Source organism: Streptomyces sp. M41(2017), from assembly GCF_002078175.1.
Lineage (GTDB): Bacteria > Actinomycetota > Actinomycetes > Streptomycetales > Streptomycetaceae > Streptomyces.
In genome coordinates this window covers 3,069,764-3,088,479 of the sequence record NZ_MWFK01000001.1, presented here as the reverse complement: position 1 = coordinate 3,088,479, position 18,716 = coordinate 3,069,764, and the positions used below count along the sequence as shown (strand labels likewise).

Here is an 18,716-nt window from a genome sequence, read left to right as displayed (position 1 = left end):
ACGGACCGCCGGCACCGCTCAGCGACGTCGAAGGTCGGCCACCCGTGCCCTTTCGGCCGGGGGCTGGTCCCCCATCACCGTCGCGCTGCGTAGCTGTGGTCCCGAGCCCGGTACGACCTGGCCGCGGCGCGGTCCCGGGAGGGGTACGTCCCGGCGTTGCTGGCGCCCCGCCGGATGCGGGTCCCCTCCCGCACCGCCCGATGCCGATGACCCGGCCACCGCGATCTGGACACCCTGATCGGCCAGGGCCTGCAGTTCGGTGGCCGCGCGGTCGTCGTGCGCGGGCGGCTCGTCCGTGACCAGACGGGTGATCAGGTCGGTCGGCACGGTCTGGAACATGGTGTCCGCGCCGAGCTTCGTGTGGTCGGCGAGGACCACCACCTCCGCGGCCGCCTGGACCAGAGCGCGGTCCACGGACGCCGAGAGCATGTTGGACGTGGAGAGCCCGCGCTCGGCGGTCAGACCGCTCCCGGAGAGGAACGCCCGGGAGACGCGCAGCCCTTGGAGGGACTGCTCGGCACCCGATCCGACCAGGGCGTAGTTGGAACCGCGCAGCGTGCCACCGGTCATGACGACCTCGACACGGTTGGCATGGGCCAACGCCTGGGCCACCAGCAGGGAGTTGGTGACGACGGTCAGGCCGGGGATGCGCGCGAGCCGGCGGGCCAGCTCCTGCGTGGTGGTGCCCGCCCCCACCACGATGGCCTCACCCTCTTCGACGAGACCCGCGGCAAGATCGGCGATGGCCGTCTTCTCGGCGGTCGCGAGATGTGATTTCTGCGGAAAGCCGGACTCTCGCGTGAACCCGCCCGGCAATACCGCACCGCCGTGCCGGCGGTCGAGGAGTCCTTCTGCCTCCAGTGCGCGCACGTCCCGCCGTACGGTCACTTCGGAGGTCTGGACGACGCGGGCGAGCTCACGGAGCGACACGGCCCCATTCGCTCGCACCATTTCGAGGATCAATTGGCGACGTTCTGCAGCGAACACGAAACTGACAGTAACCCCAACGACCGTCTGCTTTCAGCAGTTTGCGCCGAATAACAGAAGTTGTTCGCATGGCAGGGCACGGAGTGGTATACGGGCCTAATCGGTCCGCCTATGCCGCCGGAATGCGCCCCGACTCCCTGTGACCAGCGAAGAGCCGCCCCGCGGGGTCAGCCCTCGCCCGCGGTCTTGCGGGTGTGCAACTGACGGGCGACCTCGGCGATCGAGCCCGACAGGGACGGATACACGGTGAAGGCGTTCGCGATCTGTTCGACCGTCAGATTGTTGTCGACCGCGATCGAGATGGGGTGGATCAGTTCCGAGGCCCGCGGGGCGACCACCACACCGCCGACCACGATGCCGGTGCCGGGGCGGCAGAAGATCTTGACGAAGCCGTCGCGGATGCCCTGCATCTTGGCGCGCGGGTTGCGCAGCAGCGGCAGCTTGACGCCCCGGGCGTCGATCTTGCCCGCGTCGACATCGGCCTGCGTGTAGCCGACCGTGGCGATCTCGGGGTCGGTGAAGACATTCGAGGACACCGTCTTCAGGTTCAGCGGGGCCACCGCGTCGCCGAGGAAGTGGTACATCGCGATCCGGCCCTGCATGGCGGCGACGGAGGCGAGGGCGAAGACGCCGGTCACGTCGCCGGCCGCGTACACGCCGGGGGCGGTGGTGCGCGAGACCTTGTCGGTCCAGATGTGCCCGGAGTCGCGGACCTTGACGCCGGCCTCCTCCAGGCCCATCCCGCTGCTGTTCGGGATGGCGCCGACCGCCATCAGGCAGTGCGTGCCGCTGATCACGCGGCCGTCGGAGAGGGTGACCTCGACGCGGTCGCCGACCCGCTTGGCGGACTCGGCGCGGGAGCGGGCCATCACGTTCATGCCGCGGCGGCGGAAGACGTCCTCCAGGACGGCGGCGGCGTCGGGGTCCTCGCCCGGCAGCACGCGGTCGCGGCTGGAGACGAGGGTGACGCGGGAGCCGAGCGCCTGGTAGGCGCCGGCGAACTCGGCACCGGTGACACCGGAACCGACCACGATGAGCTCCTCGGGCAGCTCGTCGAGGTCGTAGACCTGCGTCCAGTTCAGGATGCGCTCGCCGTCGGGCTGGGCGTCGGGCAGTTCGCGGGGGTGACCGCCGGTGGCGATGAGGACGGCGTCGGCGGTGAGGGTCTCCTCGTTGCCGTCGGCGGCGCGGACGACGACCTTGCGGGAGCCGTCCAGTGCCTGCATACCCTCCAGCCGGCCCCGGCCGCGCAGCACACGGGCGCCGGCGCGGGTCACCGAGGCCGTGATGTCGTGCGACTGGGCGAGCGCGAGGCGCTTCACACGGCGGTTGACCTTGCCGAGGTCCACGCCGACCACCCGGGCCGCCTGCTCCTCGGGCGGGGTGTCGTCGGCGACGATGATGCCCAGCTCCTCGTACGAGGAGTCGAAGGTCGTCATCACCTCGGCCGTGGCGATCAGGGTCTTCGACGGTACGCAGTCGGTGAGCACCGACGCCCCGCCCAGACCGTCGCAGTCGACGACGGTCACCTCCGCGCCGAGTTGCGCTGCCACCAGCGCAGCTTCATATCCGCCGGGTCCGCCACCGATGATCACGATCCGAGTCACGTACTCCATTGTCCCGCACGCTTCAAGATGCTTCCGCCCAGGGGGTCCCGGAGCGGGCATCCGGGTCACTTTGTTACGCGAGAGACGGACGTTTCGCTGCCGTACCCTCGACCCCATGTCGCTCTACGCCGCGTACGCCGGCAATCTCGACCCGCGGCTCATGACGCGCCGCGCCCCGCATTCGCCGCTGCGCGCCACGGGCTGGCTGACCGGCTGGCGGCTGACGTTCGGCGGCGAGCACATGGGCTGGGAGGGCGCGCTGGCCACGATCGTCGAGGCTCCGCGGTCCCAGGTCTTCGTGGCGCTGTACGACATCGCGCCGCTGGACGAGGACTCCATGGACCGCTGGGAGGGCGTCGGCCTCGACGTCTACCGGCGGATGCGCGTACGGGTGCACACCCTGGAGGGCGAGGAGCCCGCCTGGGTGTACGTACTGAACGGGTACGAGGGGGGACTCCCCTCGGCGCGGTATCTGGGTGAGCTGGCGGACGCCGCCGAGTCCGCCGGGGCGCCGCACGACTACGTCATGGAGATCCGCAAGCGCCCCTGCTGAGCGCGCCCCTCTCCCCCGGCGTCTCTCCGGGGCCCGGCGCCCCCGCGGGCAGTCCCTCCCCTGTTTTCGTCGGAAACGACAAGACAACGATCGCAAGACCGTGAGCTCTGTCATCTACGCGCGTAGGCCCGGACCGGCTACCCTCATGCGCGTGAACGCATCTCTTCTTCCGGACGACATCCAGGGCGACCCTCATGCCGCCGCTGACGCCGCCGCCACGCGCCTGCGCGAGCTGACCGGCGCCGACACCCATGACGTCGCCCTCGTGATGGGCTCCGGCTGGGCTCCGGCCGTGGACGCCCTCGGCACCCCCGAGGCCGAGTTCCAGGTCACCGAGCTGCCCGGCTTCCCGGCCCCGGCCGTCGAGGGCCACGGCGGCAAGGTCCGCTCGTACGCGATCGGTGACAAGCGCGCCCTGGTCTTCCTCGGCCGCACCCACTTCTACGAGGGCCGCGGGGTCGCCGCCGTCGCGCACGGCGTCCGTACCGCCGTCGCCGCCGGCTGCAAGACCATCGTGCTGACCAACGGCTGCGGCGGCCTGCGCGAGGGCATGCGCCCCGGCCAGCCCGTGCTGATCAGCGACCACATCAACCTGACGGCCACCTCGCCGATCATCGGCGCGAACTTCGTCGACCTCACCGACCTGTACTCGCCGCGGCTGCGCGCGCTGTGCAAGGAGGTCGACCCCTCGCTCGAAGAGGGCGTCTACGCCCAGTTCCCCGGCCCGCACTACGAGACGCCGGCCGAGATCCGGATGGCCCGGACCATCGGCGCGGACCTGGTGGGCATGTCCACCACCCTCGAAGCCATCGCCGCGCGCGAGGCGGGCGCCGAGGTCCTCGGCATCTCGCTCGTGACCAACCTCGCCGCCGGTATGACGGGCGAGCCCCTCAACCACGAGGAAGTCCTCCAGGCGGGCCGCGACTCGGCCGTGCGCATGGGGGAACTCCTGACCCAGGTGCTGGACCGCCTGTAGGCGGCGGGAGGTCCGTCCCCGGCTCCGGGGGCGGAACGACCGGGCAGACGGAACCGTACGACCGAAGAGAGGTGCACCCGAGGTGCAGGACGAACTCATCGCGCGGGCCAAGGCGTGGCTGGCCGAGGACCCCGACGCGGAGACCCGTGAGGAACTCGCCAAGCTCGTCGACGCCGAGGACGTCACCGAGCTCGCCGCCCGCTTCGCCGGGACCCTGCAGTTCGGCACCGCGGGCCTGCGCGGGGAACTCGGCGCGGGGCCGATGCGGATGAACCGCGCCGTGGTCATCAGGGCGGCGGCGGGACTCGCCGCGTACCTGAAGGCCAGGGGCGAGACCGGCGGACTGGTCGTGATCGGCTACGACGCCCGTCACAAGTCCGCCGACTTCGCCCGGGACACCGCGGCCGTGATGACCGGCGCCGGCCTGCGCGCCGCCGTCCTGCCCCGGCCGCTGCCCACCCCCGTCCTCGCCTACGCCATACGCCACCTCGGCGCGGTCGCGGGCGTGGAGGTCACCGCCAGCCACAACCCGCCCCGCGACAACGGCTACAAGGTGTACCTGGGCGACGGTTCGCAGATCGTGCCGCCCGCCGACGCGGAGATCGCCGCAGAGATCGCCGCGGTCCGGGCGCTCGCCGACGTACCCCGCCCCGAGTCCGGCTGGGAGATCCTCGACGAGGGCGTCCTGGACGCCTACCTGGCCCGTACGAACGCCGTCCTGGCCGCGGGGTCGCCGCGCACCGCGCGCACCGTCTACACGCCGATGCACGGCGTCGGCAAGGAGGTGCTCCTCGCGGCGTTCGCGCGGGCCGGCTTCCCGGAGCCGGTGCTCGTCGCGGAACAGGCCGAGCCCGACCCGGACTTCCCGACGGTCGCCTTCCCCAACCCGGAGGAGCCGGGCGCGATGGACCTGGCCTTCGCCCGGGCCCGCGCGAGCGGCCCGGACATCATCGTCGCCAACGACCCCGACGCCGACCGCTGCGCCGTGGCCGTCCCGGCCGGCGGGGACTGGCGGATGCTGCGCGGCGACGAGGTCGGCGCGCTGCTCGCCGAGCACCTGGTCCGGCGCGGCGCGCGCGGCACGTTCGCCGAGTCGATCGTCTCCTCCTCGCTGCTCGGCCGGATCGCCGAGGGCGCGGGCCTGCCGTACGAGGAGACCCTGACCGGGTTCAAGTGGATCGCCCGTGTCGAGGGTCTGCGCTACGGCTACGAGGAGGCGCTCGGTTACTGCGTCGACCCCGACGGCGTACGCGACAAGGACGGCATCACCGCCGCCCTGCTCATCACCGAGCTGGCCTCCGAGCTGAAGGAACAGGGCCGGACCCTGCTCGACCTGCTCGACGACCTCGCCGTCACCCACGGCCTGCACGCCACCGACCAGCTCTCGGTGCGCGTGGAGGACCTGTCGGTCATCGCGGACGCCATGCGCCGGCTGCGCGAGCAGCCGCCCACCGAGCTGGCGGGCCTCTCGATCACGAGGGCCGAGGACCTGTCCGAGGGCACGGAGCTGCTGCCGCCCACGGACGGGCTGCGCTACACCCTGGACGGCGCCCGGGTAGTCGTCCGCCCGAGCGGCACCGAGCCCAAGCTGAAGTGCTACCTGGAGGTCGTGGTGCCCGTCGCCGGTCACGCCGCGCTCCCGGCGGCCCACGCGCGGGCCGCCGACCTGCTCGCCACGATCAAGCGGGACCTGTCGGCGGCGGCCGGCATCTGACCGCGGGGCACCGGCCGGTTCCGGTTGCCCGTACGCCGAAGGGGGCGCCGCGTTCCAGGACGCGGCGCCCCCTTCGTGCTGCCCGGAGCAACGGGACGCCGGACGGGGCCGGACGGGAGCGGCCCGGCGCCCGGTGGGCTCAGCCCGTGGCGATCAGGATGGCCAGGACGACCGCGCCCGCGACCGCGGGGCCGATCACCTCGTACGCCCAGCGCACCGTGACCTCGCCCTGCGCCTCGGGCTCGTGCGCCCGGGCCTCCGCGAGTCCGCGCAGGTCGTCCATGGCCTGGTCGGTCTGCGACCGGGTCGGCGCGTCGGCGGCGGCGCCGCGGCCGAACGGCGACGGACGGCCCATCCCCGCCATCCGCCCCTCGACACCACGGCTCCCGGTGGCGGCCCGCCCCTGGTGCTTGGCGACCTTCTTGCGGGCGCGCAGCGACACCGGCACGGCCCAGAGCTGGTACTTGGTGCCGTCCGTGTCGACGACCTCGTTCGAGTAGGACGAGCGCAGCGAGGCGACCCTGCTCCAGGGCAGCACGATCACGCGGAGCGGGTTGCGGATGCGGAGCCGGTCCTCGTTCGCGTAGACCGCGGGACGCAGCGTGAAGGCGGCCACCAGCGGGACGACCAGGATCAGCGCGGCGAGAGCCAGCCAGGGGGTGCGGCCGGTTCCGGAGACCAGGGCGTCGACGCCGAGCCAGCCCGCGATGAACAGCAGCAGGGCGCCGCCCGCGATCCCGGCGGGCGACCGGTAGATCCGGTCCTTGGCCTCGGGTCGCGAGGCGTCCGGGAGGGGTGACTGGTGGTCCGGGGTGCTCATGGCCCCGATTGTGCCCGACGAGCGCCGCGCGCTTGAGCTCGGTGGGGTCTCACTATGGTCGCGAACTCTCCTCTCCCCCTTGACGCGCCGGGCGGGTCCACCACCCGCCCCGCCTCGGCGCGCGGGCGTCCCGGCCGTGACCGGAGGGCCGGACGCGTCAGGGTCCGAGGACGGCCTCGGGGTGTCCGACGTCACGGCCGCGAGGTGCGCGTGACGGCCCGCGACGGCGGCGGTGCGCCGTCAGGCGCCCGGCGCCTTCCTCCGGGGCACCGCCCGCGCGGGGGCCACGCCGGTGGCGGCGCTGCGCAGGATGCGCCGGAACGTGGGGCACTCCAGATGGCTCGGGGCCGGGCAGACGGCGGCGTGTCGCAGGGAGTCGCTGAGGACGCCGAGTTCGCGGATCGTCCGGTCCAGTTCGTCGGCCTTGTCGGCGAGCATCCGGCGGTCGATGCGCGGCTGCCCGTCAGGGGCGAACATCCGGCCGATCTCGTCGAGCGAGAATCCGGCGGACCGGCCGAGCGCGATCAGCGCCAGCCGCTCCAGCACACCCGGGTCGAACTGCCGCCGCAGGCCGCGCCGGCCCGTGGAGGAGATCAGCCCCTTCTCCTCGTAGTAGCGCAGGGTGGAGGCGGGCACGGCGGCGCGGCGCGCCACTTCGGCGATGTCCAGGTCCGGCATCCTCTTGACCTCAAGTCGACTTGAAGTAAGACGGTGTCATCTCCCTGCCGTGAGGGCAACCACAGGAGGCGGTCATGGAAGCCAAGGGCAAGCCGGACGACGAGCAGGCGGCGCGCTGGAACGGCCCGTCGGGCAACGCCTGGGTCGAGGCCCAGGACGTGGTGGACGCGTTGTACCGGCCGCTGCAGGACCTGCTCGTCGAGGCGGTCCCGGAGGGACGCGGGGGCAGGGTGCTCGACGTCGGGTGCGGCACGGGCGGCACGACGGTGGCCCTCGCGCGGCGGCTGGGGCCCGCGGGGGCCTGCGTGGGCGTGGACATCTCCGGGCCGATGCTGGAGGCGGCCGGGGCGCGTGCCGAGCGGGAGGACGTACCGGTCTCGTTCGTCCGCGCCGACGCGCAGGACCACGCCTTCGAGGCCGGGGCCTTCGACGCGGTCGTCTCACGCTTCGGGGTGATGTTCTTCGAGGACTCGGTACGGGCCTTCGCGAACCTGCGCCGGGCCGCTCGGGCCGGGGCGGGACTGCGGTTCATCGCCTGGCGCGACCTGGCGGAGAACCCGTTCATGACGACGGCCGAACGGGCCGCGGCTCCGCTCCTGCCCGACCTCCCGGAACGGCAGCCCGACGCCCCGGGTCAGTTCGCCTTCGCGGACGCGGACCGGGTCCGCCGGCTGCTGGAGGAGGGCGGCTGGGAGGACATCGACATCCGGCCCGTCGACGCGACCTGCGTACTCCCCGCCGAGAAGCTCGTGTGGTGGTTCACCCGGTTCGGTCCGGTCGGCACGGCCCTGCGCGCGGTGGACGAGGCGACGCGCGAGCGGGTCGTCGAGACGGTCCGCCCGGCCTTCGCGCCGTTCGTCCACGCCGACGAGATCCGCTTCACGGCCGCCTGCTGGCAGATCGACGCGAAGGCCCCGGCCGTACCGCCCGCGATCTGACCCACCCCTCGGAGCCCGGGGCCGCCCTCTTGCCGGCGCCCGCCGCATCCGGGGCGCCGCCCACGGAACGGGGTTTCCCGACCCCCGGTGCTCAGGGAACGGGATTCCCCGAGCACCGGGGGCGGCACGGGCCTGCCGCACGGGCCGGCCCGGCAGCGGCCCCCGAGAGGAAACACACACCCCGCCGCGCCGCACGCCACGGCCGCGCCCCCACAACCGCTTCCCGACAAGGCCCCACCGGCTTCGATGACGGCCGCCCCCACGCGCCCGGCAATGGCCTTTCCCCCATCGGCCCCATCGGCCCCACCGGCTTCGACGACGCGTCCGGCCGCCCCGGGCGACCGTCCCTCCCGATCCCGTCCTCGGGGCTGTACAGCAGCTACGCGCGTAGATATGCTCGTCTGGTGACCATGCCCACCTCTGCACCCGCTGCCCTCGCCGACGTGACCGCGTCCGACAGCACGCTGCGCCGCTTCCTCCACGGGCTGCCCGGCGTAGACGCGGTCGGCCTGGAGGCGCGCGCCGCCTCGCTCGGCACCCGTTCCATCAAGACCACCGCGAAGGCGTACGCGATCGACCTCGCCATCTCGATGGTCGACCTGACGACGCTGGAAGGCGCGGACACCCCGGGCAAGGTCCGGGCGCTCGGCGCCAAGGCGGTGCTCCCGGACCCGACGGACCGCACCGCGCCCACCACCGCCGCGGTCTGTGTCTACCCCGACATGGTGGCCGTCGCGAAGGAGGCCGTCGCCGGCTCCGGCGTGCTGGTCGCCTCCGTCGCCACCGCGTTCCCGGCCGGCCGTGCCGCCCTCGACGTGAAGCTGGCCGACGTGCGTGACGCGGTCGCCGCGGGCGCCGACGAGATCGACATGGTCATCGACCGCGGGGCGTTCCTCGCGGGCCACTACATGAAGGTGTACGACGAGATCGTCGCCGTGAAGGAGGCCTCGGGCGCCGCCCGCCTGAAGGTCATCTTCGAGACCGGCGAGCTGTCGACGTACGACAACATCCGCCGCGCGAGCTGGCTCGGCATGCTGGCCGGGGCCGACTTCATCAAGACGTCCACCGGCAAGGTCGCGGTGAACGCGACGCCCGCGAACACGCTGCTCATGCTGGAGGCCGTCCGCGACTTCCGCGCCCAGACCGGGGTGCAGGTCGGCGTGAAGCCGGCCGGCGGCATCCGCACCACCAAGGACGCGGTCAAGTTCCTCGTCCTGGTGAACGAGACGGCGGGCGAGGACTGGCTGGACAACCACTGGTTCCGCTTCGGCGCGTCCTCCCTCCTGAACGACCTGCTGATGCAGCGTCAGAAGCTGGCCACCGGCCGCTACTCCGGCCCCGACTACGTGACGGTGGACTGATCCATCATGGCTTCCGCATTCGAATACGCCCCGGCGCCCGAGTCCCGCTCCGTCGTCGACATCGCCCCGTCCTACGGCCTGTTCATCGACGGTGAGTTCACCGAGGCCGCCGACGGCAAGGTGTTCAAGACCGTCTCCCCCTCCTCCGAGGAGGTCCTCTCCGAGATCGCCCAGGCCGGCGAGGCGGACGTGGACCGCGCGGTGAAGGCCGCCCGCAAGGCGTTCGTGAAGTGGTCGGCGCTGCCGGGCTCCGAGCGCGCCAAGTACCTGTTCCGCATCGCCCGGATCATCCAGGAGCGCAGCCGCGAGCTGGCCGTCCTGGAGACGCTGGACAACGGCAAGCCGATCAAGGAGACCCGCGACGCGGACCTCCCCCTGGTCGCCGCGCACTTCTTCTACTACGCGGGCTGGGCCGACAAGCTCGACCACGCCGGTCTCGGCGCGAACCCGCGCCCGCTGGGCGTCGCCGGCCAGGTCATCCCGTGGAACTTCCCGCTGCTGATGCTGGCGTGGAAGATCGCCCCGGCGCTGGCGGCCGGCAACACGGTGGTGCTGAAGCCCGCCGAGACCACGCCGCTCTCGGCGCTGTTCTTCGCGGACATCTGCCGCCAGGCGGGCCTGCCCAGGGGCGTCGTCAACATCCTTCCCGGGTACGGCGACGCGGGCGCGGCCCTGGTCGCGCACCCGGACGTGGACAAGGTGGCGTTCACCGGTTCCACCGCTGTCGGCAAGGCGATCGCCCGGCAGGTCGCGGGCTCGCACAAGAAGGTCACGCTCGAACTGGGCGGCAAGGGCGCGAACATCGTCTTCGACGACGCGCCCATCGACCAGGCCGTCGAGGGCATCGTCACCGGCATCTTCTTCAACCAGGGCCAGGTCTGCTGCGCGGGTTCGCGGCTGCTGGTCCAGGAGTCGATCCACGACGAACTGCTCGACTCGCTCAAGCGCCGCCTGTCGACCCTGCGCCTCGGCGACCCGCTGGACAAGAACACCGACATCGGCGCGATCAACTCCGCGGAGCAGCTCGCGCGGATCACCTCGCTCGTCGAGCAGGGTGAGGCCGAGGGCGCCGACCGCTGGTCCCCGGCCTGTGAACTCCCCTCGTCCGGCTACTGGTTCGCCCCGACGCTCTTCACGAACGTCACCCAGGCGCACACCGTGGCCCGCGACGAGATCTTCGGCCCGGTGCTGTCCGTCCTCACGTTCCGCACCCCGGACGAGGCGGTCGCCAAGGCCAACAACACGCAGTACGGCCTGTCGGCGGGCATCTGGACCGAGAAGGGCTCCCGCATCCTCGCCGTCGCGAGCAAGCTGCGCGCGGGCGTGATCTGGTCCAACACGTTCAACAAGTTCGACCCCACCTCGCCGTTCGGCGGATACAAGGAGTCGGGCTACGGCCGCGAGGGCGGCCGGCACGGCCTGGAGGCGTACCTCGCCCCGTCGAGCCAGGAGGGCGAGCGATAAATGAGCGCAGTCGAGAAGTCCGAGCAGCGGCGTCTGAGCGTGTTCAAGACCTACAAGCTGTACGTGGGGGGCAAGTTCCCGCGTTCCGAGAGCGGCCGGGTGTACGAGGTGACCGACTCGAAGGGCACGTGGCTGGCCAACGCTCCGCAGTCCTCGCGCAAGGACGCCCGGGACGCGGTCGTCGCCGCGCGCAAGGCGTTCGGCGGCTGGTCCGGCGCCACGGCGTACAACCGCGGCCAGGTCCTCTACCGCGTCGCGGAGATGCTGGAGGGCCGCCGGGAGCAGTTCGCCCGTGAGGTGGCGGAGGCCGAGGGCCTGTCGAAGTCGAAGGCGGCGGCCGTCGTCGACGCGGCGATCGACCGGTGGGTCTGGTACGCGGGCTGGACGGACAAGATCGCCCAGGTCGTGGGCGGCGCGAACCCGGTGGCGGGCCCGTTCTTCAACCTGTCGTCCCCGGAGCCGACCGGCGTCGTCACGGTGCTGGCACCGCAGGAGTCGTCGTTCCTCGGCCTGGTCTCGGTGATCGCCCCGGTGATCGCCACCGGCAACACGGTGATCGTGATCGCGAGCGAGAAGTCCCCGCTCCCGGCGCTGTCGCTGGGTGAGGTGCTGGCCACCTCCGACGTACCCGGCGGTGTCGTGAACATCCTGTCGGGCAGGACCGCGGAGATCGCGGCCCCGCTGGCGGCGCACCAGGACGTCAACGCGATCGACCTGGCCGGAGCGGACGAGGAGCTGGCCGAGGAGCTGGAGATCGCCGCCGCGGACAACCTGAAGCGCGTCGTCCGTCCACAGGCTGTGGATTACGCGCGCACTCCCGGCACCGAGCGCCTGACGGCGTTCCTGGAGACGAAGACGGTCTGGCACCCGACGGGCGCCCTGGGCGTCTCGGGTTCCTCGTACTGATCCGTGGCCGTCCGCACGGCCACGCGGTGACGTCATGAAGCGACGTCCGCGCCGCCGGGGCCCCGATCCGTGTCCCTGGGGCTCCGGGCAACGGAGAGCCGCGCTCCCCCTCCGTCCGGGGGGAGCGCGGCTCTCTCCTGTCCGCGGGGCCGCCGGGACGCCGCCCGGGGCCGCCTCGGGTCAGTGCAGCAGGCCGGTCACCTGGCCGAGCACCGGGATGCTGCCGACCGACGGGGCCTGCGCCAGCGGTCCCGTCAGGGCCTTCGAGGACAGCGGCTTGAAGTCGGCGAGCTGGGTGCCCACGCCGTTGTCGAGCGGGTCGACGCCCGTGCCGGCCAGCGGGTTGGGCTTCAACCCCTCGACCGGGCCCGTGACATAGCCCACGGTTCCGGTCAGCGCCTGGAGTCCGGCCTGCGGGTCGATGCTGCCGAGCGAGGTGGGCCGGGTGCGCATGACGTCCACGACGGGGGCCGAGTCCGCGACGGCCGGGGAGGCCGCGGCGGCACCGGCGGCCACCACACCGACCGCCGCGGCGATCCGCGCGGTCGTACGGGCCAGGGAGGTCGGCTGGGCTGCGTGTCGCACCATCAGGGTTTTCCTCTTTGACTAGCGGAGAGCGGGAGTTCTCTGACTGGAGTTCTCTGGCGGAGGGCAACGGGATCGACACGCAGAGTAGTTGACGGGGCTCCCGTCACGGGCGGTACGGGCGCCGGATTAGCCCCTGCGGGTCAACAGGCATATCACCGCCAGTCGGTGAAGGAAGCCCGGTACCCGTCGGCCGCGGCGCCGAAGCCGGGGATAATGTCCGGGAGCCGCGCCGTCGCGCGGCGCCGCCGGACCTGTCACAGAAGGTGCAGTGAATTGGGCTCCCACCCCCCGATACCCACCCGCGTGGTGCTGCTCTGCGGTCCCTCCGGCTCCGGGAAGTCCCTTCTCGCAGCCGACTCCGGGCTCCCCGTGCTGCGTCTCGACGACTTCTACAAGGAAGCCACGGACCCCACGCTGCCCCAGGTCGAGGGCAGCGAGGACATCGACTGGGACCACCCGCTGTCCTGGGACGCCGACACCGCGGTCGCCGCCATCGAGGAACTGTGCCGCACGGGACGTACGGACATCCCCGTGTACGACATCGCGCTGAGTGCCCGGACCGGCGCCGAGACGCTGCGCATGGAACGCACCCCGGTGTTCATCGCGGAGGGCATCTTCGCCGCCGAGATCGTCGAGCGCTGCCGTGAACTCGGCGTCCTCGCCGACGCGCTGTGCCTGTCGCGGGGCGCGGTGACCACGTTCCGGCGCCGCTTCGTGCGGGACCTCAGGGAGGGCCGCAAGTCGGTGCCGTTCCTGCTGCGCCGCGGCTGGCGGCTGATGCGTACGGAGCGTTCCATCGTGGCCCGCCAGGCGGCGCTGGGCGCGCACCCCTGCGACAAGGCCGAGGCACTGGGCCGGCTGACCGCCGCGGCGGCCGGACACCGGACGCCCTCGCACCGCACGGCGGCCTAGGGCTGTCCCCGAGCCCCTCCGCGCGGGCGACGAGGAACGCAGGACGACGACCAACGAAAGAGGTCCAGGCGGACCCCCGTCCGCCTGGACCTTCTTCGTCTCCCCCGTGGTCCCCCGTGACCCCGTTGGATCCCCCCACGACCGTCGTCGGCTCCCCCCGGAACCGACGCCCCCCGGTCTGTTACCGCTCCCCCCGTACCTTCAGGCGACAAGCTCCCCGAAGGACTCCTCCTCGTCACGGCCGAAGCTGAGGACCTCGTCCTCGCGCATCCGGCGCAGCGAGCGCCAGATGCTGGACTTCACCGTACCGACACTGATGTCGAGGATCTCCGCGATCTCCGGGTCGGTGCGGCCCTCGTAGTAACGGAGGACCAGCATCGTGCGCTGGAGTTCGGGCAGCCGGGCGAGCGCCTGCCACAGGACGGCGCGCAGTTCGGTGCCGCGCATCGCGTCCGTGTCGCCGGGCGTCTCCGGCAGTTCCTCGGTCGGGTACTCGTTCAGCTTGCGGCGGCGCCACGCGCTGATGTGCAGGTTCGTCATGGTGCGGCGGAGGTAGCCCCCGACCGCGGCCTTGTCGGTGATCCGGTCCCAGGCGCGGTACGTCGAGAACAGCGCGCTCTGCAGCAGGTCCTCGGCCTCGAAGCGGTCACCGGTCAGGTGGTAGGCGGTTGCGTACAGGGAGGCGCGGCGCTCCTGGACGTAAGCGGTGAACTCCGCTTCCGACAGCGAGTGACGCTCCCCCGAGACCTCCCCGTACGCGGCTCCCCCGTGAGCCTTCCCCCCGGTCGTGCCCACGACGGTGGCCGCCGTGGTGTTCTCCCCCGTGCGGGCGTCAACCACCTTCATGTGCACGGTGTGCTGACGCCCGGCGCCGCGATCGCACCCCCGCCCGATCACGGCGCCGGACTTCTCCGCAGCCCGGTTGACGTCGTGGAGCCGCGTGACAACCGCGCCAGTAATCGTGCTGTGCAGTGTGTTCATCTCGCGCCCCCCGTCGTGGAGTACCGGTGCTTCGGTCGTTCTGTGGTGCGTCCTGCCTTGTGACGAAAAGCTTGCCCGGGCCACTTCATGGCCGTGTCCGCCGACTGTCACAGACCTGTCACAGGGGTCCCGCGCAGGCACGGCACAGGCCGGTCACAGAGAAGAGCGGTACGACTACGCAGACGGATCCGTGGTGCCGTCGGCCCGTCCGGCGCGGGGCAGGTATCGGGGAGGAGAGGAGTGGGAGCGCTCCAACGGTCGATACCCGGCCATGACATGGGCCAGAATGACGTCCGTGCCTTCCCTGTTGCTGATCGAGGACGACGACGCCATCCGTACGGCCCTGGAGCTCTCTTTGACGCGCCAGGGACACCGTGTGGCCACCGCTGCCACCGGAGAGGACGGTCTGAAGCTGTTGCGCGAGCAGCGGCCGGACCTGATCGTGCTGGACGTGATGCTGCCCGGCATCGACGGCTTCGAGGTGTGCCGTCGCATCCGGCGCACCGACCAGCTGCCGATCATCCTGCTGACCGCGCGCAGCGACGACATCGACGTCGTGGTCGGGCTGGAGTCCGGTGCCGACGACTACGTGGTCAAGCCGGTGCAGGGACGGGTGCTCGACGCCCGGATCCGTGCCGTGCTGCGCCGTGGCGAGCGGGAGGCGAACGACTCGGCGTCGTTCGGCTCGCTGGTCATCGACCGCGCCGCCATGACGGTCACGAAGAACGGTGAGGACCTGCAACTGACGCCCACCGAGCTGCGGTTGCTCCTGGAGTTGAGCCGCAGGCCCGGACAGGCGCTGTCCCGCCAGCAGTTGCTGCGGCTGGTGTGGGAGCACGACTACCTGGGCGACTCACGGCTGGTCGACGCCTGTGTGCAGCGGCTGCGCGCCAAGGTGGAGGACGTGCCCTCGTCGCCCACCCTGATCCGTACCGTGCGGGGCGTCGGCTACCGGCTGGACAATCCTCAGTGACGAAACCGCACGGCAAGCTCCGCGGCTGGGCCGCGGCGCGCAAGGCGCTCCTGTCCGGCCTGCGCTTCACCAGTCTGCGGCTGCGCCTGGTCGTGGTGTTCGGGCTGGTGGCGCTCACCGCCGCGGTCTCGGCGTCCGGCATCGCGTACTGGCTGAACCGCGAGGCCGTCCTGACGCGTACGCAGGACGCCGTGCTGCGCGACTTCCAGCAGGAGATGCGCAACCACGCGAGCATGCTGCCGGTGCACCCCGGCCAGGACGAACTGCAGCGCACGGCCGGGCAGATGGCGAACAGCAGTCAGCGGTTCAGCGTGCTGCTGGTCGCCGAGGACGAGACGGGGAAGACGGTCGTCGGCAACTCCGAGCTGGACACCTTCACCCTGGAGGACGTGCCCGCTTCCCTCCAGAAGGCGGTGGACAAGAAGCAGTCGCTCTCCTCGAACAACAAGTCCGCCTACCACCTGTACTGGCAGCGGATCACGGACCACGACAAGCCGTACCTGGTGGGCGGCGCGCGGGTGATCGGCGGCACCACGACCGGTTACATGCTCAAGTCGCTGGAGCCGGAGGCGAAGGACCTCAATTCGCTGGCCTGGTCGCTGGGGATCGCGACGGGGCTGGCGCTGATCGGCTCGGCGCTGCTCGCCCAGGCCGCCGCGACCACGGTCCTCAAGCCGGTGCACCGGCTGGGCATCGCGGCCCGCCGGCTCGGCGAGGGCAAGCTGGACACCCGGCTGCGGGTCTCCGGCACGGACGAACTCGCCGATCTGTCGAGGACGTTCAACCATACGGCGGAGGCGCTGGAGAAACGCGTGGCGGACATGAGCGCGCGGGACGAGGCGTCCCGGCGCTTCGTCGCCGACATGTCCCACGAACTGCGGACCCCGCTCACCGCGATCACCGCCGTCACGGAGATCCTCGAAGAGGAACTGGACGCGGAGACCGGCAGCGTGGACCCGATGATCGAGCCGGCCGTCCGGCTGGTCGTCAGCGAGACCCGGCGCCTCGGCGACCTCGTGGAGAACCTCATGGAGGTGACCCGCTTCGACGCGGGCACCGCCCGGCTCGTCCTGGACCATGTGGACATCGCCGACCAGATCACCGCGTGCATCGACGCCCGCGCCTGGCTGGACGCCGTCGAACTGGACGCCGAGCGCGGCATCATGGCCCGGGTCGACCCGCGCCGCCTCGACGTGATCCTCGCGAACCTGATCGGCAACGCGCTCAAGCACGGCGGCTCGCCGGTCCGCGTGGCGGTACGGGTGGAGGGCGAGCAGCTGGTCATCGCGGTACGGGACCACGGCCCCGGCATCCCCGAGGACGTCCTGCCGCATGTCTTCGACCGGTTCTACAAGGCCAGCGCGTCCCGGCCGCGTTCGGAGGGCAGCGGTCTCGGCCTGTCCATCGCGCTGGAGAACGCGCACATCCACGGCGGTGAGATCACCGCGGCGAACTCTCCCGAGGGCGGGGCGGTGTTCACGCTGCGGCTGCCGCACGACGCGTCGCAGCTTCTCGACGACGACCCGGGCGAGCAGTCCGAGGACCCCGCGCACGGAAACGGCACGGAAGGCACCGCCGGATGACCCCCGCACGCGCCCACGCCCACGACGAAGCCCCGCACCCGGCCCGGCGGCCCCTGCCGGGGCGGATGCGGCCCTGGCTGGCGCTGCCGCTGCTGGCCGCGCTGCTCACGGGGTGCGGAATCCGCTCCACGCAGGTCCCCACCGACTTCGGACCCGCTCCCTCCCGTGTTCCCTGCGCGCTGTCCGGCCAGGACACGGCCACCCCGTCCTCGGGCGGTGTGCCCGTCCAGGTGTTCCTGATCTGCTCGGCGCAGCTGGTCACCGTCGACCGGTCGGTGCGCATCCCCGACGGCACGGCGGAGGCGGCGCGCCGCGTCCTGGTGGCCCAGGGCCTGCTCGACGAACTCGCCGAGACTCCGTCGACGCCGGAACAGCAGGCTCGGTACTCGACGGACGTGCGGGGCGGGATGACGGTCGGCGGGCCGCACGGCCGGGACCCCGAGGACACACTGCGGCTGAGCACCTCCCCCGCGGACCTCACGCCGACGGCCCTCGCACAGATCGTCTGCACGTTCTCCGACTCGGCCGCGGCGCGGGACGACGGCACCGTCGTCCTCGGCGGTCCGGCGCCCGACCCGCTGCGCACGTACACCTGCACGCCCGAGGTGCGTTCCTCGCCGGGCACCGAGTCCCCGGGAGCGACGGCGGTCGAGGGTTCGTGAGCGGGGCCGGGGTGAAAATCCCGGCCCCGGAACCGATCGTGCCGGACCCGGCGTCTTGGGGGACGTGCAGCGTCTTGGTTCGGACGGCGACCGTGCCGTCACCCGCGTCCGTGTGGCAGGAGGTGTCCTCCTCGTCGCACACCTCGCCCTCGTCGCCTGGATCACCCTGCGCCCGCTGGACGTCCCCTGGGTGAGTGCCGCCAATCTGCGGCCGTTCGCCGGCATCAGAGCCGACCTGGCACTGGACCCGGAGGCGGCGGCCCGCCGGATCGCCGCGGGGCTCGGACTGCTCGCCCCGCTGGGGGTGCTGCTGCCGCTGGCGAGTGGCAGGCTCGCGGTCTCCACGCTCGGTTCGCTGCTGCGGACGGTCGCCGCGGGCACCCTGCTGTCGCTGGGCATAGAGCTGCTCCAGACCGGGGTTCCCGGCCAGGTCGTCGACATCGACTCGATCCTGCTGAACACTCTCGGGGTGGCCCTCGCGCACCTCGCGGTCGTACCCGCCGTGCGCGCCGGGATCCGTCGCCGGGCGGAGACGCGGCACCGGGCGACCGTTCTCCGGGAGGACCCCGCTCAGGGTCTGACCCCGACGATTCCCAGGGTCGGCATCGCTCCGTAGAGCGACGCTTCGCCCCCCTTCGTCCTCGTACTGTCGAAGACATCGGTGAACGCGCCGATGACGACGGAGACCGGCTCGCCGGGACTCCACGACGGTTCGCGAAGGAGCCACCATGACCGCCCTTGCCCGCCCCACGAACGGCCGCATGATCGGCGGAGTCTGTGCTGCGCTGGCACGGCGCTTCGGCACCTCCGCGACCACGATGCGCGTCATCTTCGTGGTGTCCTGCCTGCTCCCCGGCCCGCAGTTCCTGCTCTACATCGCGCTGTGGATCCTCTTCCCCTCCGAGGACAAGGCCTCCCGCACCGCCTGGTGAACGGCCCGGTGACCCGGGCGGCACCCGGCCCCTCGCACGGCGAACGCCGGTGGGGCGCACCCGTCTCGGGTGCGCCCCACC

At 72.1% G+C, this 18,716-nt stretch carries 19 protein-coding genes; 13 read left to right on the top strand and 6 right to left on the bottom strand.

Going from position 1 to position 18,716, the window contains the following annotated elements:
• Positions 1–18 precede the first annotated feature (18 nt).
• Together B0675_RS13650 and B0675_RS13645 are read right to left on the bottom strand one after the other, a co-directional pair.
• Positions 19–987 carry a DeoR/GlpR family DNA-binding transcription regulator gene (locus B0675_RS13650; RefSeq protein ID WP_081219069.1) on the bottom strand — a complete coding sequence of 323 codons (969 nt, stop codon included), beginning with the start codon at positions 985–987 and terminating at the stop codon, positions 19–21.
• Positions 988–1,154: 167 nt separating this feature from the next.
• The gene (locus B0675_RS13645; RefSeq protein WP_081219068.1) at positions 1,155–2,603 is read right to left on the bottom strand and encodes an NAD(P)H-quinone dehydrogenase; all 1,449 of its coding nucleotides are present in this window, start codon (positions 2,601–2,603) and stop codon (positions 1,155–1,157) included.
• 106 nt (positions 2,604–2,709) lie between these two features.
• On the opposite strand from B0675_RS13645, the gene B0675_RS13640 reads away from it, so the two are divergent.
• The 3 genes from B0675_RS13640 to B0675_RS13630 all read left to right on the top strand — a co-directional run bounded on the left by B0675_RS13640 (position 2,710) and on the right by B0675_RS13630 (position 5,837).
• The gene (locus B0675_RS13640; protein ID WP_081219067.1) at positions 2,710–3,147 is read left to right on the top strand and encodes a gamma-glutamylcyclotransferase; all 438 of its coding nucleotides are present in this window, start codon (positions 2,710–2,712) and stop codon (positions 3,145–3,147) included.
• Between the two features lie 151 nt (positions 3,148–3,298).
• Complete coding sequence (locus B0675_RS13635) at positions 3,299–4,123, top strand: purine-nucleoside phosphorylase (RefSeq protein ID WP_081221772.1); 825 nt, start codon at positions 3,299–3,301, stop codon at positions 4,121–4,123.
• Between the two features lie 82 nt (positions 4,124–4,205).
• Positions 4,206–5,837 carry a phospho-sugar mutase gene (locus B0675_RS13630; protein WP_081219066.1) on the top strand — a complete coding sequence of 544 codons (1,632 nt, stop codon included), beginning with the start codon at positions 4,206–4,208 and terminating at the stop codon, positions 5,835–5,837.
• A gap of 139 nt (positions 5,838–5,976) precedes the next feature.
• On the opposite strand, the gene B0675_RS13625 is transcribed toward B0675_RS13630, so the two are convergent.
• Together B0675_RS13625 and B0675_RS13620 are read right to left on the bottom strand one after the other, a co-directional pair.
• Positions 5,977–6,657: a PH domain-containing protein gene (locus B0675_RS13625; RefSeq protein WP_081219065.1), complete on the bottom strand. Its 681-nt coding sequence runs from the start codon at positions 6,655–6,657 to the stop codon at positions 5,977–5,979.
• A 240-nt stretch (positions 6,658–6,897) separates the two neighbouring features.
• Positions 6,898–7,335 (bottom strand): helix-turn-helix domain-containing protein, encoded by a 438-nt coding sequence (locus tag B0675_RS13620; RefSeq protein WP_081219064.1) that lies wholly within the window; start codon positions 7,333–7,335, stop codon positions 6,898–6,900.
• Between the two features lie 74 nt (positions 7,336–7,409).
• Between B0675_RS13620 and B0675_RS13615 the strand changes: the two genes are divergently transcribed.
• The 4 genes from B0675_RS13615 (at position 7,410) to B0675_RS13600 (ending at position 12,004) form a co-directional block, all read left to right on the top strand.
• The gene (locus B0675_RS13615; protein WP_081219063.1) at positions 7,410–8,273 is read left to right on the top strand and encodes a class I SAM-dependent methyltransferase; all 864 of its coding nucleotides are present in this window, start codon (positions 7,410–7,412) and stop codon (positions 8,271–8,273) included.
• A gap of 410 nt (positions 8,274–8,683) precedes the next feature.
• Positions 8,684–9,634 carry a deoxyribose-phosphate aldolase gene (gene deoC, locus B0675_RS13610; protein ID WP_081219062.1) on the top strand — a complete coding sequence of 317 codons (951 nt, stop codon included), beginning with the start codon at positions 8,684–8,686 and terminating at the stop codon, positions 9,632–9,634.
• A 6-nt stretch (positions 9,635–9,640) separates the two neighbouring features.
• Positions 9,641–11,098 (top strand): aldehyde dehydrogenase family protein, encoded by a 1,458-nt coding sequence (locus B0675_RS13605; RefSeq protein ID WP_081219061.1) that lies wholly within the window; start codon positions 9,641–9,643, stop codon positions 11,096–11,098.
• Positions 11,099–12,004 carry an aldehyde dehydrogenase family protein gene (locus B0675_RS13600; protein WP_081219060.1) on the top strand — a complete coding sequence of 302 codons (906 nt, stop codon included), beginning with the start codon at positions 11,099–11,101 and terminating at the stop codon, positions 12,002–12,004. It abuts the gene before it with no gap.
• A gap of 180 nt (positions 12,005–12,184) precedes the next feature.
• Here B0675_RS13600 and B0675_RS13595 read toward each other — a convergent pair whose 3' ends face one another.
• Entirely contained in the window at positions 12,185–12,592 is a 408-nt protein-coding gene (locus tag B0675_RS13595; protein ID WP_081219059.1) for a hypothetical protein, read from the bottom strand.
• A 273-nt stretch (positions 12,593–12,865) separates the two neighbouring features.
• Here B0675_RS13595 and B0675_RS13590 point away from each other — a divergent pair, with 273 nt between their 5' ends.
• Positions 12,866–13,504 (top strand): uridine kinase, encoded by a 639-nt coding sequence (locus B0675_RS13590; protein ID WP_081219058.1) that lies wholly within the window; start codon positions 12,866–12,868, stop codon positions 13,502–13,504.
• A 201-nt stretch (positions 13,505–13,705) separates the two neighbouring features.
• Here the strand turns inward: B0675_RS13590 and B0675_RS13585 are convergent, their stop codons facing one another.
• Positions 13,706–14,485, bottom strand: a complete 780-nt coding sequence (locus B0675_RS13585) for a SigE family RNA polymerase sigma factor (RefSeq protein ID WP_081219057.1) — start codon at positions 14,483–14,485, stop codon at positions 13,706–13,708.
• Between the two features lie 295 nt (positions 14,486–14,780).
• On the opposite strand from B0675_RS13585, the gene afsQ1 reads away from it, so the two are divergent.
• The 5 genes from afsQ1 to B0675_RS13560 all read left to right on the top strand — a co-directional run bounded on the left by afsQ1 (position 14,781) and on the right by B0675_RS13560 (position 18,635).
• The gene (gene afsQ1 / locus B0675_RS13580) at positions 14,781–15,458 is read left to right on the top strand and encodes a two-component system response regulator AfsQ1 (protein WP_037625670.1); all 678 of its coding nucleotides are present in this window, start codon (positions 14,781–14,783) and stop codon (positions 15,456–15,458) included.
• Positions 15,455–17,041 carry a HAMP domain-containing sensor histidine kinase gene (locus tag B0675_RS13575; protein ID WP_081219055.1) on the top strand — a complete coding sequence of 529 codons (1,587 nt, stop codon included), beginning with the start codon at positions 15,455–15,457 and terminating at the stop codon, positions 17,039–17,041. The genes afsQ1 and B0675_RS13575 overlap by 4 nt, the downstream gene beginning before the upstream one ends.
• Before the next feature lie 65 nt (positions 17,042–17,106).
• Entirely contained in the window at positions 17,107–17,703 is a 597-nt protein-coding gene (locus B0675_RS13570) for a hypothetical protein (protein ID WP_081221771.1), read from the top strand.
• A gap of 64 nt (positions 17,704–17,767) precedes the next feature.
• Complete coding sequence (locus tag B0675_RS13565) at positions 17,768–18,319, top strand: VanZ family protein (RefSeq protein WP_081219054.1); 552 nt, start codon at positions 17,768–17,770, stop codon at positions 18,317–18,319.
• Between the two features lie 112 nt (positions 18,320–18,431).
• Complete coding sequence (locus B0675_RS13560; RefSeq protein ID WP_081219053.1) at positions 18,432–18,635, top strand: PspC domain-containing protein; 204 nt, start codon at positions 18,432–18,434, stop codon at positions 18,633–18,635.
• Positions 18,636–18,716: the final 81 nt, after the last annotated feature.

Excerpts from the sequence above, each read along its gene's own strand:
- B0675_RS13645 (WP_081219068.1), bottom strand. The coding sequence starts at position 2,603 with ATGGAGTACGTGACTCGGATCGTGATCATCGGTGGCGGACCCGGCGGA.
- B0675_RS13640 (WP_081219067.1), top strand. The coding sequence starts at position 2,710 with ATGTCGCTCTACGCCGCGTACGCCGGCAATCTCGACCCGCGGCTCATG.
- B0675_RS13625 (WP_081219065.1), bottom strand. The coding sequence starts at position 6,657 with ATGAGCACCCCGGACCACCAGTCACCCCTCCCGGACGCCTCGCGACCC.
- B0675_RS13620 (WP_081219064.1), bottom strand. The coding sequence starts at position 7,335 with ATGCCGGACCTGGACATCGCCGAAGTGGCGCGCCGCGCCGCCGTGCCC.
- B0675_RS13615 (WP_081219063.1), top strand. The coding sequence starts at position 7,410 with ATGGAAGCCAAGGGCAAGCCGGACGACGAGCAGGCGGCGCGCTGGAAC.
- deoC (WP_081219062.1), top strand. The coding sequence starts at position 8,684 with ATGCCCACCTCTGCACCCGCTGCCCTCGCCGACGTGACCGCGTCCGAC.
- B0675_RS13605 (WP_081219061.1), top strand. The coding sequence starts at position 9,641 with ATGGCTTCCGCATTCGAATACGCCCCGGCGCCCGAGTCCCGCTCCGTC.
- B0675_RS13600 (WP_081219060.1), top strand. The coding sequence starts at position 11,099 with ATGAGCGCAGTCGAGAAGTCCGAGCAGCGGCGTCTGAGCGTGTTCAAG.
- B0675_RS13595 (WP_081219059.1), bottom strand. The coding sequence starts at position 12,592 with ATGGTGCGACACGCAGCCCAGCCGACCTCCCTGGCCCGTACGACCGCG.
- B0675_RS13585 (WP_081219057.1), bottom strand. The coding sequence starts at position 14,485 with ATGAACACACTGCACAGCACGATTACTGGCGCGGTTGTCACGCGGCTC.
- B0675_RS13570 (WP_081221771.1), top strand. The coding sequence starts at position 17,107 with ATGCGGCCCTGGCTGGCGCTGCCGCTGCTGGCCGCGCTGCTCACGGGG.
- B0675_RS13560 (WP_081219053.1), top strand. The coding sequence starts at position 18,432 with ATGACCGCCCTTGCCCGCCCCACGAACGGCCGCATGATCGGCGGAGTC.